13 protein-coding genes are annotated in these 13281 nt (G+C 58.6%); 3 read left to right on the top strand and 10 right to left on the bottom strand.

Annotated features, from left to right (window positions below):
- Nucleotides 1-88: 88 nt before the first annotated feature.
- From carA to hrcA, 7 genes are all read right to left on the bottom strand, one after another.
- A complete protein-coding gene (gene carA / locus EDC23_RS04115) occupies nucleotides 89-1240 on the bottom strand; it encodes a glutamine-hydrolyzing carbamoyl-phosphate synthase small subunit (RefSeq protein ID WP_134081482.1) in 1152 nt (383 codons plus the stop codon).
- Between the two features lie 290 nt (nucleotides 1241-1530).
- A complete protein-coding gene (dapB, locus tag EDC23_RS04110) occupies nucleotides 1531-2343 on the bottom strand; it encodes a 4-hydroxy-tetrahydrodipicolinate reductase (RefSeq protein WP_134081480.1) in 813 nt (270 codons plus the stop codon).
- Nucleotides 2344-2422: 79 nt separating this feature from the next.
- Nucleotides 2423-3220, bottom strand: a complete 798-nt coding sequence (locus EDC23_RS04105) for a hypothetical protein (RefSeq protein WP_134081478.1) — start codon at nucleotides 3218-3220, stop codon at nucleotides 2423-2425.
- A 71-nt stretch (nucleotides 3221-3291) separates the two neighbouring features.
- Nucleotides 3292-4437, bottom strand: a complete 1146-nt coding sequence (gene dnaJ, locus EDC23_RS04100) for a molecular chaperone DnaJ (protein ID WP_279585916.1) — start codon at nucleotides 4435-4437, stop codon at nucleotides 3292-3294.
- 294 nt (nucleotides 4438-4731) lie between these two features.
- Nucleotides 4732-6663, bottom strand: a complete 1932-nt coding sequence (gene dnaK, locus EDC23_RS04095; RefSeq protein ID WP_134081473.1) for a molecular chaperone DnaK — start codon at nucleotides 6661-6663, stop codon at nucleotides 4732-4734.
- 110 nt (nucleotides 6664-6773) lie between these two features.
- Entirely contained in the window at nucleotides 6774-7358 is a 585-nt protein-coding gene (grpE, locus tag EDC23_RS04090; RefSeq protein WP_134081471.1) for a nucleotide exchange factor GrpE, read from the bottom strand.
- Nucleotides 7359-7433: 75 nt separating this feature from the next.
- The gene (gene hrcA, locus EDC23_RS04085) at nucleotides 7434-8471 is read right to left on the bottom strand and encodes a heat-inducible transcriptional repressor HrcA (RefSeq protein ID WP_134081469.1); all 1038 of its coding nucleotides are present in this window, start codon (nucleotides 8469-8471) and stop codon (nucleotides 7434-7436) included.
- A gap of 128 nt (nucleotides 8472-8599) precedes the next feature.
- Here hrcA and EDC23_RS04080 point away from each other — a divergent pair, with 128 nt between their 5' ends.
- Nucleotides 8600-9478, top strand: coding sequence for an NAD(+) kinase (locus tag EDC23_RS04080; RefSeq protein ID WP_134081467.1), 879 nt, complete (start codon nucleotides 8600-8602; stop codon nucleotides 9476-9478).
- A 219-nt stretch (nucleotides 9479-9697) separates the two neighbouring features.
- On the top strand, nucleotides 9698-11371 hold the full coding sequence (gene recN / locus EDC23_RS04075; protein WP_134081465.1) for a DNA repair protein RecN: 1674 nt from the start codon (nucleotides 9698-9700) through the stop codon (nucleotides 11369-11371).
- 173 nt (nucleotides 11372-11544) lie between these two features.
- On the opposite strand, the gene fur is transcribed toward recN, so the two are convergent.
- Nucleotides 11545-11964, bottom strand: a complete 420-nt coding sequence (fur, locus tag EDC23_RS04070; protein ID WP_134082476.1) for a ferric iron uptake transcriptional regulator — start codon at nucleotides 11962-11964, stop codon at nucleotides 11545-11547.
- A gap of 72 nt (nucleotides 11965-12036) precedes the next feature.
- Between fur and EDC23_RS04065 the strand changes: the two genes are divergently transcribed.
- Nucleotides 12037-12471 carry an outer membrane protein assembly factor BamE gene (locus EDC23_RS04065; protein WP_134081463.1) on the top strand — a complete coding sequence of 145 codons (435 nt, stop codon included), beginning with the start codon at nucleotides 12037-12039 and terminating at the stop codon, nucleotides 12469-12471.
- Between the two features lie 21 nt (nucleotides 12472-12492).
- Here the strand turns inward: EDC23_RS04065 and EDC23_RS04060 are convergent, their stop codons facing one another.
- Complete coding sequence (locus EDC23_RS04060) at nucleotides 12493-12822, bottom strand: RnfH family protein (RefSeq protein ID WP_134081461.1); 330 nt, start codon at nucleotides 12820-12822, stop codon at nucleotides 12493-12495.
- Nucleotides 12815-13246: a type II toxin-antitoxin system RatA family toxin gene (locus EDC23_RS04055; RefSeq protein ID WP_134081459.1), complete on the bottom strand. Its 432-nt coding sequence runs from the start codon at nucleotides 13244-13246 to the stop codon at nucleotides 12815-12817. The genes EDC23_RS04060 and EDC23_RS04055 overlap by 8 nt, the downstream gene beginning before the upstream one ends.
- Between the last annotated feature and the right edge of the window lie 35 nt (nucleotides 13247-13281).

Here is a 13281-nt window from a genome sequence, read left to right as displayed (position 1 = left end):
CGCGAATTAACGCAAATGGACGCAAATGAATGTTATTAAATTGGTTCTGTTTACCTGCAAAATCCATTTTGTAGTATTGAATTAACGTTTATTTGCGTTCATTGGCGGACTCAATCAGTTCGATGAACTTGTCGAACAATGGCGAAAGATCATGCGGCCCCGGACTGGCTTCGGGGTGCCCCTGAAAACTGAACGCCGGGCGGTCGGTGCAGGCCACGCCCTGTAGCGTGCCGTCGAACAACGAGCGGTGCGTCGCCACAACATTCTTTGGCAGGGATTCCTCGTCGATGGCAAAGCCATGGTTCTGGCTGGTGATCATCACCTGCTTGCTTTGCAGGTCCTGGACCGGATGGTTGGCGCCATGGTGACCAAACTTCATTTTGACGCTTTTGGCGCCACTGGCCAGCCCCAGCAACTGATGGCCGAGACAGATGCCGAATAGCGGCACGCCCTTGTCGAGGATCTGCCGGATCGCCTCGATGGCATAGTCGCAGGGCTCGGGATCGCCCGGTCCGTTGGAGAGGAAGATCCCGTCCGGGTCCATGGCCAGCACGTCCTCGGCCGGGGTTGTCGCCGGCACCACCGTCACCCGGCAGCCGCGATTGACCAGCAGGCGCAGGATGTTGCGCTTGACGCCAAAATCATAGGCGACCACCCGGTAGGGGAGCGCCTCTTCAACCATGGCGGGGACATTGGGATACCCCTCGCCGGGGTTCCACACCCCTTCCAGCCAGTCATAGGCCGTGCCGGTGGTGACCTCTTTGGCCAGGTCCATCCCCTTGAGGCCGGGAAATTCCCGCGCGGCCTGCAGCGCCTGTTTCTCGTCAATGCTGTTGCCGGCCATGATGCAGCCGTTCTGGGCGCCCTTTTCGCGCAGGATGCGGGTCAGCTTGCGGGTATCGATGTTGGCAATCCCGACCACGTTGTTGCGCTGCAGATAATTGTCGAGGGTTTCCTGGCTGCGCCAGTTACTGGCGACCAGCGGCAGATCGCGAATGATCAGGCCCTCGGCGAATACGGCGCGGGATTCTTCGTCCTCATGATTGGCACCGACGTTGCCAATGTGGGGATAGGTCAGGGTAACGAGCTGTTTGGCGTAGGAGGGATCGGTCAGAATCTCCTGATAACCGGTCATCGCGGTGTTGAACACCACCTCGCCCACGGTCTGACCGTCTATGCCGATCGAATCCCCGTGAAAAATGGTACCGTCTTCCAACGCCAGCAGTGCCGGTTTTTTCAAGAATCCTCCCTTGCGCGTGGCGCCTGCAAAAAGCGGGAGATACCAATCTGGAGTCTCCCGCTATGCAAAATTTCGATTCAATTTGTCGATCTGACCTTAAATTCAGACCCTTTCTATTCTAACCAACTGGTCTTGTAACCACAAGTAACGAGGGACGAGGGACGAGGAACGAGGAATAAAAACGGAAACACAACCACTTGATTTTGAAAAGAAAAACTGACCCAACGGGCAACCCGGTCTGCCCGGAGCACAACGAATAGGGGGATTGTCGCCTCGTCCCTCGTACCCCGTCACTGGATATGGCGTAAGCCCAGCACATCCTGCATATCGAACAGGCCGTGCTCATGTTGCATGATCCAGTTGGCCGCGCGCACGGCACCGTGGGCAAAGGTCATCCGGCTGGAGGCCTTGTGGGTGAGTTCGATCCGTTCCCCCTCCCCGGCAAACATCACGGTATGCTCACCGACGATGTCGCCGGCGCGGATCGTTTCGAAACCGATCGTCTGCCGCTCCCGTTCGCCGGTATTGCCTTCGCGACCAAATACAGCACACTCGCCCAGATCCCGGCCCAGGGCATCGGCCACCACCTCGCCCATACGCAGGGCGGTACCGGAAGGGGCATCCACTTTATGCCGGTGGTGCGCCTCAATGATCTCGACATCCACACTGTCACCCAGCACCCGGGCGGCGATATCCAGTAATTTGAAAGAGAGATTGACCCCGACACTCATATTGGGGGCAAAAACGATGCCGATATGCTCGGCGGTATGGGCAATCTGCTCTTTTTGCTCCTCGGTAAAACCGGTCGTACCAATGACCATGCGCTTGCCGGCGGCACGGCAGATATCCAGATGTAACATGCTCGCTTCGGGACGGGTAAAGTCGATCAGTACGTCAAACTGATCCACTATCCGGCTCAGGCTGTCATCGACCTTGATCCCGAGCTTACCGAGACCCGCCAGCTCACCGGCATCCACGCCGACCATGCTGCTGCCCGGCCGATCCACAGCCGCGCTGACTTGCGCATCAGCATTTTGATGCGTTGCCTCCAACAAGGTCCGGCCCATGCGGCCGGACGCCCCGGTGATTGCCACCCTGGTCATATGTGACTCCGTTTATCGACATCGAAAAGACTGAAGCAGTGAATATTAGGGGGTTAGCCGTCCGGTTTCAAACCGGACGTTATTTGTCTTTATTGAAGAATCCCATAAGACGACGGGATGGCTTGCCGGCATCCTGTTCGTCTCTGGCCTGGCGCTCCATTTCCGCGATCTCCTGCTCGCGCCGCAGCCGCTCCTGTTCCAGCATCTGCCGAATCGTCTGCTTGTGGTCATCGCTGATATCCAGGTTGAGGAACTGATCGTCCTTGCGCAACAGGTAGCTGCCCAGTTTGTCGAGAAATTCCTGGTTCAGGTGGCGGGCCTTGAGCACATGCTTGATCACCCCCGGCTGCTCAAAATTGCTCATCAACAGGTTGACCGACGAGGTCTCGATGTCACCAACAAAATAGATACTGATGTTCATTGGCCCCTCGAGCTTGAAATCCGCGCCCAGCAGTTCGTAGTTGTCGTCCTTGTACTCCTTGCGATCGTGGCGCAGTTTAAAGCTGTCGAGAACTTCCTGCTGACGCAGGACCTTCTCCTTACCCTCGAGATAAAAGCGTACCGGTTCGGGCAGCTCGGCCTTGCAGGTGAGGGTAATTTTCCTGGTCTGGCGCGTACTGTCGATGGTGATTTTGTAGTCGCGCTGAAACAACGTACAGAAGTTGCCCTGGGGCAGAAGCGGGTAGCGGGCCCGGGTTTCAGGCTGCAGATAATTGAGATGTTTTACCAGCTCATTCAGGTACTGGTAGATCTCGGCCATCCGCGGATGGATCTCGTCCTGATAGGACTGTTCCAGCTGTTCCCAACGTTCCTTTTCGCGTGCTTCCCGGGCACGCTGGTCGTTGGCCTGGTTCTTCAGATCGTCGAGCAGCCCCATTTCGACTCCAGAATTTATTGTTATACCTGAGGGTATCGACCCGCAGGCTTCTTCCTTGAAGACCGATAATATCAGGATTTCATGTCTTCAAAGAATTTTTTCACCCCATCCAGCCAGGAGGCGGCACGCGGGCTGTGCTTGATCCCGTCTTCCTGCATGGACTCGTCGAGCTGCTGCAGCAGCTCTTTTTGCCGGTTGGTAAGGTTGACCGGCGTCTCCACCGCGATGCGGCACAGCAGATCGCCGACGGGACCGCCGCGGACCGATTTGACCCCCTTACCGCGCATGCGAAACTGTTTGCCGTTCTGGCTTTCCGGCGGCACCTTGAGCTTGACCCGCCCCTCCAGGGTCGGGACTTCCAGCTCGCCGCCCAGGGCGGCGACACCGATGCTGACCGGAACTTCACAATGCAGATCGCTGCCATCGCGCTGGAAGATGGGATGTTCCTTGACGTGAATGTGCACATAGAGATCGCCGGGCGGGCCGCCGTTCTCGCCGGCTTCACCTTCCCCGGCCAGACGGATACGATCGCCGTTGTCCACCCCGGCCGGGACCTTGACCGACAGCGTGCGGGTTTTCTCGACCCGGCCCTGACCATGGCAAACAGTACAGGGATCGGTGATGATCTCGCCCGTACCCTGACAGTGCGGACAGGCCTGTTGCAACGAGAAAAAGCCCTGCTGCATCCGCACCTGGCCCAGCCCCCCGCAGGTCGAGCAGCTGGTCGGTGAACTGCCCTTCTTCGCGCCGCTGCCGTCACACTCCTCGCAAGCGACATGCGTGGGAAGCCGGACGCTGACCTCGGTGCCCTTGGCGGCTTCTTCCAGGGTCAATTCCAGGTTGTAACGCAGATCGGCGCCGCGATAGACCCGCTGGCCGCCACCGCCGCCACCAAAAATATCGCCAAACACGTCGCCGAAGATGTCACTGAAGCTGGCACCCCCGAAACCACCGCCGCCAAAGCCGGCGCCGCCGCCGGCCGAGCCATCCACGCCGGCATGACCGAATTGATCATAAGCCGCCCGCTTTTGCGGATCGCTCAGCACGTCATAGGCTTCGCGGGCCTCCTTGAATTTTTCCAGGGACTCTTCGTCATCCGGATTACGATCCGGATGATATTTCATTGCCATCCGTTTGAATGCCTTTTTGATTTCATCATCGCTGGCATTCTTGGAGACGCCCAGTGCTTCGTAATAGTCGCGTTTAGCCATAATCATTATTACTTTGTAGTGAATGAACGCAGTCCACATTCAATGTGTCACTGCATGTATCCTGAAACCAGTTCATCAAACGCAGTGCCGCGCCTGATAAATCGCAAAATATCCGTCTACGAGAGTTGTCGCCACCGAAAACACCGGATCAACTAAATAGCTAACGCTATTTTACAGTGTCTTTCAGTGTATTCAGTAGTGATATTCCCGTCATCCTGTAACACCGAAACTTAAACAGCAATTGGCTGGATACAGTTTCCTGCATCCAGCCAGTGGATCGTCTGCCGGGAAAGAGGCGACTTATTTCTTGTTGTCGTCCACTTCCTCGAATTCGGCATCGACCACGTCTTCCTCGGCCTGTTCACCGCTGGCTTCGGAGCCGGCTTCCGCGCCGCCCTGCGCACCGGCAGCACCCTGTTCGGCATAGAGCCGTTCGGCCATCTTGGCCGAGGCATCGGTCAGCGCCTTGGTCTTGGCCTCAATCTCGTCCTTGTCGTTGCCGTTCATGGCTTCTTCCAGATCCTTGATGGCCGCCTCGATCTTCTCCTTCTCGTCGGCTTCCAGCTTGTCACCCAGCTCTTCCATGGACTTGCGGGTGGAATGGATCAGGTTATCGGCCTGATTGCGGGCATCGACCGTTTCGTGGAATTTCTGATCCTCGGCCGCGTGAGCCTCGGCATCCTTGACCATCTGTTCGACTTCCTCGTCGGTCAGGCCGCTGGAGGCCTTGATCACGATCTTGTTTTCCTTGCCGGTCGCCTTGTCCTTGGCAGAGACATTCAGGATACCGTTGGCATCGATATCGAAGGTGACCTCGATCTGCGGCATACCGCGCGGCGCCGGCGGAATATCCTGCAGATCAAACCGTCCCAGCGACTTGTTGGCGTCGGCCCGTTCGCGTTCACCCTGCAACACGTGCACGGTCACCGCGGTCTGGTTGTCGTCGGCAGTCGAGAACACCTGGTTCGCCTTGGTCGGGATCGTGGTGTTCTTTTCGATCAGCTTGGTCATCACGCCGCCCAGGGTTTCGATCCCCAGCGACAGCGGGGTGACGTCGAGCAGCAGCACGTCCTTGACGTCGCCGCCCAGTACACCGGCCTGAATGGCGGCGCCCAGGGCCACGGCTTCGTCCGGATTCACGTCCTTGCGCGGATCCTTGCCGAAGAACTCCTTGACCGCTTCCTGCACCTTGGGCATGCGGGTCTGACCACCGACCAGAATGACATCATCCACATCAGAGGCGGACAGGCCGGCATCCTTGAGCGCGGTCTTGCACGGCTCCGTGGAGCGGGTGATCAGCTCCTCGACCAGTGATTCGAGCTTGGCCCGGGTCACCTTGACATTCATGTGTTTCGGACCGCTGGCATCGGCCGTGATATACGGCAAATTGACTTCGGTCTGTTGCGAGGAAGAGAGCTCGATCTTGGCCTTTTCCGCACCTTCCTTGAGACGCTGCATGGCCAGCGGATCGCCCTTGAGATCGATCCCCTGATCCTTCTTGAACTGTTCGGCCAGATAATCGATCAGGCGCTTGTCGAAGTCCTCGCCGCCGAGGAAGGTATCCCCGTTGGTCGAGAGCACCTCGATCTGGTGCTCGCCGTCGATGTCGGCGATTTCGATAATGGAAATATCGAAGGTCCCGCCACCCAGGTCATAGACCGCGATTTTCTGATCGCCACGCTGCTTGTCCATGCCGTAGGCCAGGGCCGCGGCGGTCGGCTCATTGATAATCCGCTTGACGTCCAGCCCGGCGATCTTGCCGGCGTCCTTGGTGGCCTGACGCTGGGAGTCGTTGAAATAGGCCGGCACGGTAATCACCGCTTCGGTCACTTCCTCGCCGAGGTAGTCCTCGGCCGATTTTTTCATCTTCTGCAAGACCTTGGCGGAGACTTCCGGCGGCGCCATTTTCTTGCCATGGGCTTCCACCCAGGCGTCACCGTTGTCGGCCTTGATGATGTTGTAGGGCACCATGTTGATGTCTTTCTGGACTTCATCATCCTCGAATTTGCGGCCGATCAGGCGCTTGATGGCGAAGAGTGTATTTTCCGGGTTGGTGACGGCCTGACGCTTGGCAGACTGGCCCACCAGGATTTCATCGTCCTTGGTATAGGCCACGATGGAGGGCGTGGTGCGGTCACCTTCTGCGTTTTCGATTACCTTGGCCTTGCCGCTTTCCATGATAGCGACGCAGGAGTTGGTGGTGCCAAGGTCAATTCCGATTATCTTACCCATTGTTCGGTTCTCCACATTTTGCGAGTTGTTCGGGTTCTAAAATTCTGTTGTTGCTTTGTAAATGGGGGCTCTGGCGTCAACTTCAAGCCTGCTCATCGACCTTTGTGCCCCTAGTTGTTCGCCTCGGGAGCCCGGGAGACAATCACCATGGCCGGGCGGATCAACCGGTCGTTGAGCATATAGCCCTTTTGCATCACATTGATTACCGTATTGGGGGCCTTGTCCGGCGTTTCAACCGTCGACATGGCCTGGTGGCGCTCCGGATCGAAGGGCTCGTCCTGGGGATCGATGGGCTGGATATTGAATTTATCCATCGCCCCCTCGAGCATGCGCAGGGTCAGCTCGGTCCCCTCCTTGATCTTCTCCACGCTGGCCTCTTCCTGCTCGGCCGCGGCCACGCCCATCTCCAGGCTGTCGCGCACCGCCAGCAGTTCCTGGGCGAAGCGCTCCACGGCGTACTTGTGGGCGTTTTCCAGCTCCCGCTCGGTGCGCCGGCGCAGGTTGTCCATCTCCGCATTGGCGCGCAGCAGGTTCTCCCAGTTCTCCTGGGCGCGGTTTTCGGCCTCGGTCAGCTTGGCCTGCAATTCCTCGACGCTGTCGGCCTCCAGGGGCGCGCGGGAGTCGCTCTCAAGCTGCGCCTCCGCCTCGTCGGGGTTGTCCTGGGGCTGTTTATCGGTCACGTCTGTGTCACTCATGCTCTACTCCGAAGCGTTGCAATTACCTGAAAATTGTTCGAATCTGTTTTGAATTATGGGGGAATATGGGGATGATTATTCCGAGGTCAAGAGTGATCCCAGTAATTTGGCGGTCACATCCACCACCGGAATCACCTGATCATAGGCCATGCGGGTCGGCCCGATGACCCCCAGTACCCCCACCACCTCGTCCTGCATCTTGTAGGGCGAGGTCACCACCGAGCACTCGCCGAAGGCGGCATAGCCGGACTCCTCGCCGATAAAGATCTGCATCCCCTCGGCGTGAATGGATTTGTCCAGAATGTGCAAAATATCCTGTTTGGTCTTGAGCGCCTCGAACAGCTGGCGCATCCGATCCATGTCGCCCATTTCGGCGTAACTCATCAGATTGGTCTCGCCGTGTACCACGTAATCGGCACTCTGGCTGGTCTGGATCACCTCGTCGGCCATCTGCACCGCCAGCTGCATGATCTGGTGCATGTCGTCGCGGATCTCTTCCATATGCTTGAGCACCTGCGAGCGAATGCCCTCGAGATCGTGCCCGGCGAATTCGCTGTTGAGATAGTTGGCCGCCTGCTGCAGTTCCGAGCTCGTATAGCTGCGCTCCGTATGGATAATCCGGTTCTGTACCTGTTGATCATTGACCACCAGGATCACCAGCACCCGATTGTCCGAGAGCGGCAGAAATTCGATATGCCGTAACTGCACCGCGCCGGGACGCGGCAACATGACCAGCCCGGCCATGCGGGTCATGCTGGAGAGCAGATTGGAGGCGCGATCGATCAACGCCTCGGGATCATCGATACGATACAGCTCGTCCCGAAACCGCTCGATCAGGCTGCCGCGCAGCGGGCGCACGGTCAGCAGATTATCGACAAACAGCCGGTATCCGCGTACTGTAGGAACGCGACCGGCGGAAGTATGCGGCGCCTTGACCAGTCCCATATCTTCCAGATCCGCCATCACATTGCGCACGGTCGCCGGGCTGAGGTTCATCCCCGACTCACGGGACAAAATCCGCGAGCCGACCGGCTGACCGTCCTGGATATAACGTTCTATCAGCGTTTTTAGCAGCAACTGGGCGCGATCATTTATAATCGGATCGTTCGTCACGGTACATCCCGGTCTGGTTTAAAAGGGGTTTGGTTAGCACTCGTCAGCATAGAGTGCCAAGCTTGAATTTGCAACTTGTCAGGGCGGCTGTCAATGCCGCCGAAAGACCGAAAACTGGAATAAAAAGAATGGGTAACGCCTTCAATACCATCGGACTGATTGGCAAGTATGCCGACCCTGCGGTGGCCGCCGCGATCGTGAAACTGGGCCGGTTGCTGGAACAACACCAGTGCGAGATCCTGATTGAGGAAAGCACCGCCCGGCACATCAGCGAATGCGATTATCCCCGGGTCACGCTGGAAGAACTGGGGCAACGTTGCGATCTGGCCATGACCATCGGCGGTGACGGCACCCTGCTCAACGCCGCCCGCTCGCTGGTGGAAAGCAATGTGCCGCTGCTGGGCATCAACCTCGGCCGGCTCGGCTTTCTGGTGGATGTCTCGCCCGACGAGATGGCGCATCAGATCAGCGAAATCCTCGCTGGCAAATACGAGGAAGAACGGCGGATTATGCTGACCACGGTGATCCACCATCACGAAGGCCCGCCCAGCCAGAGCGACGCGTTCAATGATGTGGCGCTGCATAAATGGGAAGTGGCCCGCATGGTCGAGACCGAGACCTATATCAACGGCCGCCTGCTCAACAGCATGCGCTCCGACGGGCTGATCATCTCCACCCCCACCGGCTCCACCGCCTACGCCCTGTCGGCCGGCGGCCCGATCCTGGAGCCGGCCATGGACGCCATGATCATCGTGCCGATCTGTCCGCACACCATGAGCTACCGGCCCATCGTGGTCGACGGCGACAGCGAGATCGAGGTGGTGGTCAAAGACGATCCCCACTCCCACGCCCAGGTCACCTGCGACGGCCAGATCAACCTGGGGGTCGTCTCGGGCGAGCGGATCCTGATTCGCAAAAAGGAGACGGTGGTTCGTCTGATCCATCCCTGTGAGCACAATCATTATGAGATACTGCGCCGCAAGCTGCACTGGGGCGAACATTTCTGAGCGTGTGATAAGGATGGGTTCGGCGGTATGTTGACACATATTCATATCTGGAACGACGTACAGGGACGTACTAATACCCACGGCATTCGCTGCGCTCATGGGGCAGGCCCTGTCGCGGGAGGCATGGGCAAGGAATTGCTCCCGGCAATTCCCTGCATTTCCTCCATCCCTGGAGGTCATGCCGGGAGCGACCTTACAATTATTCAGTAACTGTCTGATATGCTTACACACATTCACATATGGAATTTCGCTATAGTCGAAAAACTCGACCTGGCCATGGACAGCGGTCTGACGGTCTTCACCGGCGAGACCGGGGCCGGCAAGTCGATCCTGCTCGACGCCCTCGGCCTGGCGCTGGGGGATCGGGCGGACAGCGCGGTGATTCGCCACGGCGCCGAGAAGGCCGAGATCAGCGTCACCTTCAGCACCGTCGATGCCCCCGACGCCGAAGCCTGGCTGGCCGAACGCGAGCTGGCCAGCGAAAACGAGTGCATCATTCGCCGTACCATCAGCAACAGCGGCCCTTCCAAAGCCTTTATCAACGGCAAGCCGACGCCGATCCAGAGCCTGCGGGAGCTGGGCGAGATGCTGGTGGATCTGCACGGCCAGCACGAACACCAGTCGCTGCTCAAACGCGACATCCAGCGCCAGCTACTGGACGACTACGCCGGTCATCAGGGACTGTTGCAACAACTGCGCGAGGTCTATCAACGCTGGCAACAACACAAAAGCGAGCTGGACAATCTTCTGAAGGCCAGCGACGAGCGTGACAGCCGGCTGGAGCTGCTGCGTTTTCAGGTCAACGAACTGGAAGTCCTGGCGCTGGGCGAGCAGGAGCCGGCGGAACTGGAGCAGGAACACAAGCGCCTGGCCAATGCCAGTCGCCTGCTGGAGACCAGCGAACGGGTCAGCCAGCTGCTGCAGGACAATGAGGAGACCAACGCCAGTCAACTGCTCAGCCAGTGCAGCAGCGAACTGCAACAGCTGGCCGACACCGATTCCCAACTCCAGGCGATCGCCGAACTGCTCGACAGCGCGCTGATCCAGGTCCGCGAGGCCGGCAGCGAGCTGCGCCATTACCTCGATGCGCTGGAGCTGGATCCCGGTCGTCTCGAGTGGGTAGAGCAGCGCCTGGCCGACATGCATGCCCTGGCGCGCAAACACCATGTGGCCGTCGAGGAACTGCCCGGGGTCCTGCCTCAACTGCAACAGCAGCTCGACGCCCTGGAACAGGCCGACGTGCAACTGGATCAGCTGCAAAAGGCGCTGCAAGAAGCCGAAAACGAATACCGCCAGCTGGCCCGGCAGTTAAGCGACGGTCGCCAGCAGGCCGCCGGGCGCCTGGCCGAACAGGTCAGCCAGAGCATGCAGACCCTGGGCATGGAAGGGGGGCGCTTCGATGTGCAGCTGGAACCCCGTGAAGACGGCTTCTCACCCAACGGCCTGGAGCGGGTGGAATTCGTGGTCAGTGCCAACCCCGGCCAGCCGCTGCGCCCGTTAAGCCGGGTCGCTTCCGGCGGCGAGCTGTCGCGCATCAGTCTGGCGATTCAGGTCATTACCGCCCAGGACACCCGGATACCGACCCTGATCTTCGACGAGGTGGATGTCGGTATCGGCGGCCGGGTGGCGGAGATCGTCGGGCTGCAACTGCGCGAACTGGCCGGCCATCGTCAGGTGCTCTGCGTCACCCACCTGCCGCAGGTCGCGGCACTGGGCGAACACCACTTCCAGGTCAGCAAACGGGCCGCCTCCGACGTCACCATCAGCGAAATCGCTGAACTGACCCCCGAACAACGGGTCGACGAAGTGGCGCGCATGCTCGGCGGCATCGAAATCACCGACCAGACCCTCTCCCACGCCAAGGAAATGATCGACCGCGCCCAGGCGGGGTAAAAGAATTTTACCGCAGAGACGCAGAGGACACAGAGGACACAGAGATATAATTTTTAATGTTGAACTTTAAATTACGGATACGCATTTAATTCAGAATTCAACATTAAAAATTCAAAATTACTTTGCACCCACACAACGGGCATAAACGTCCTCTGCGTCTCTGCGGTGAGTAATTATTTCGCTTTTTTCTGACACTCGGGGCAGATGCCGTATATATATAAAGAATGGTCGGTCATGGCGTAGCCGAGTTTGTCGGCGATGGCGTGCTGGCGCTCTTCGATGGTCTCGTCCATGAATTCGTCGACGCGGCCGCATTTGACGCACAGGATGTGGTCGTGATGGGTGCCTTCGTTGAGCTCGAACACGGACTGGCCGCCCTCGAAGTGGTGGCGGGTCACCAGCCCGGCGGTCTCGAACTGGGTGAGCACGCGGTAGACAGTGGCCAGGCCGATCTCCTCCCCACTCTCCAGCAGCGCCTTGTAGACCTCCTCGGCCGTCATGTGGCGCACCTCGCTGTCTTCAAGGAAATTCAATATCTTGAGTCGCGGCAGGGTCGCCTTGAGGCCCGCTTTTTTCAGATCCTGGCTTTCCATATCACTCTCGCTACAACGTGGCTGGCGCATGATGTATCATGCGGGCCAAGTATAACCGTATCCGGGATAGAAATGCGAAGCCTTCTCATTATGATTTTGCCGGCCCTGCTCCTCGCGAGCGGCTGCTCGGTCTACAAGATTGACATCCAGCAGGGCAATACCCTGGAAGCGGAACAGGTCGAGGAACTCCAAACCGGCATGAGCCGCGAACAGGTGGCCTACCTGCTGGGAACCCCGCTGATTCAGGATCCGTTCCATGCCAATCGCTGGGACTATGTCTACAGCTTCAAGCCCGGCGGCGGCGAGCCCAAGAGCCAGCATCTGACGCTCCACTTCGACAACGGAACCCTGAGCAAAATCGACCGGGACCAGTTCCGGGACTATAAAGAGCTCTACAGCCCGACCAACGAGGGCCTGCCCGATACCGCCAGCCAGAGTAGCGGGGGCGGCAACACGGGGCCGGCGCCACCGCGCACGCCGCCCGGCGGCGGCCTGCCGACACCCTGAGGACGCACAGGTCCGAAAAGCTCAGTCGGTGGACTCCTGGCCCGGGTCCGTCTCCCCCGGCTCTTTTTTGGCCGCGCGTCGCCGACGGGACTCCTTGGGATCGGCGATCAGCGGCCGGTAGATCTCGACCCGATCCCGCTCGCGCAGCTCGGTATCACCGCGAGTGATCTTGCCGAAAATACCGACCTTGTTTTGCGCCAGATCGATTTCGGGAAACTGCTCGAGAATCCCTGACAGCTCAATCGCCTGCTGCACGGTTGTCCCCGGCGCCACGTCCAGCGGGATAATCTCCTGCATATCCGGCCTGGCGTAGGCTACCTCCACCGGCAGTTTCCTCTCCTGCTCAGCCATAGACCACTTTTGCCCGTTCAATAAACGAGTCCACCAGGGTTCCCGCAATTTTGTTGAACAGCGGACCGAAGGTCATACTCATTAACTTGTTGGAAAATTCAAACTCCATGTCCAGCGACACCTTGCAGCCAGCGTCACCCAGCGGCTCAAAACGCCATACGCCCTTGAGGCTTTTGAACGGTCCTTTCACCAGACTCATTTCGATACGTTCGTGAGGCTGCAGCTCATTGCGGGTCGTAAACGATTTATGCAACCCGCTGTGAGCGATTTCCAGACTCGCTTCCACGTGTGCCTCGGTACGGTGATGCTCCTCGGCATGGTGGCACCAGGGCAGAAATTCCGGGTAGGTGACAATATCATCGACCAGGGCGTACATCTGATCCGGGCTGTAAGGCACCAGCGCGCTTTTATTGATGGTCTGCATGAGACTTTGATTTATCTCCGGTTTGCTATCGGATC

The sequence above is a fragment of the Thiohalophilus thiocyanatoxydans genome (assembly GCF_004366735.1).
In the GTDB taxonomy this organism is placed as follows: domain Bacteria; phylum Pseudomonadota; class Gammaproteobacteria; order UBA6429; family Thiohalophilaceae; genus Thiohalophilus; species Thiohalophilus thiocyanatoxydans.
The sequence above is the reverse complement of the archived record's forward strand: the minus strand, read 5'-3'. Positions and strand labels throughout refer to the sequence as shown.

Excerpts from the sequence above, each read along its gene's own strand:
- dnaJ (WP_279585916.1), bottom strand. The coding sequence starts at position 4,437 with ATGATTATGGCTAAACGCGACTATTACGAAGCACTGGGCGTCTCCAAG.
- grpE (WP_134081471.1), bottom strand. The coding sequence starts at position 7,358 with ATGAGTGACACAGACGTGACCGATAAACAGCCCCAGGACAACCCCGAC.
- EDC23_RS04105 (WP_134081478.1), bottom strand. The coding sequence starts at position 3,220 with ATGGGGCTGCTCGACGATCTGAAGAACCAGGCCAACGACCAGCGTGCC.
- recN (WP_134081465.1), top strand. The coding sequence starts at position 9,698 with ATGCTTACACACATTCACATATGGAATTTCGCTATAGTCGAAAAACTC.
- EDC23_RS04080 (WP_134081467.1), top strand. The coding sequence starts at position 8,600 with ATGGGTAACGCCTTCAATACCATCGGACTGATTGGCAAGTATGCCGAC.
- EDC23_RS04055 (WP_134081459.1), bottom strand. The coding sequence starts at position 13,246 with ATGCAGACCATCAATAAAAGCGCGCTGGTGCCTTACAGCCCGGATCAG.
- dnaK (WP_134081473.1), bottom strand. The coding sequence starts at position 6,663 with ATGGGTAAGATAATCGGAATTGACCTTGGCACCACCAACTCCTGCGTC.
- EDC23_RS04065 (WP_134081463.1), top strand. The coding sequence starts at position 12,037 with ATGCGAAGCCTTCTCATTATGATTTTGCCGGCCCTGCTCCTCGCGAGC.
- EDC23_RS04060 (WP_134081461.1), bottom strand. The coding sequence starts at position 12,822 with ATGGCTGAGCAGGAGAGGAAACTGCCGGTGGAGGTAGCCTACGCCAGG.
- fur (WP_134082476.1), bottom strand. The coding sequence starts at position 11,964 with ATGGAAAGCCAGGATCTGAAAAAAGCGGGCCTCAAGGCGACCCTGCCG.
- dapB (WP_134081480.1), bottom strand. The coding sequence starts at position 2,343 with ATGACCAGGGTGGCAATCACCGGGGCGTCCGGCCGCATGGGCCGGACC.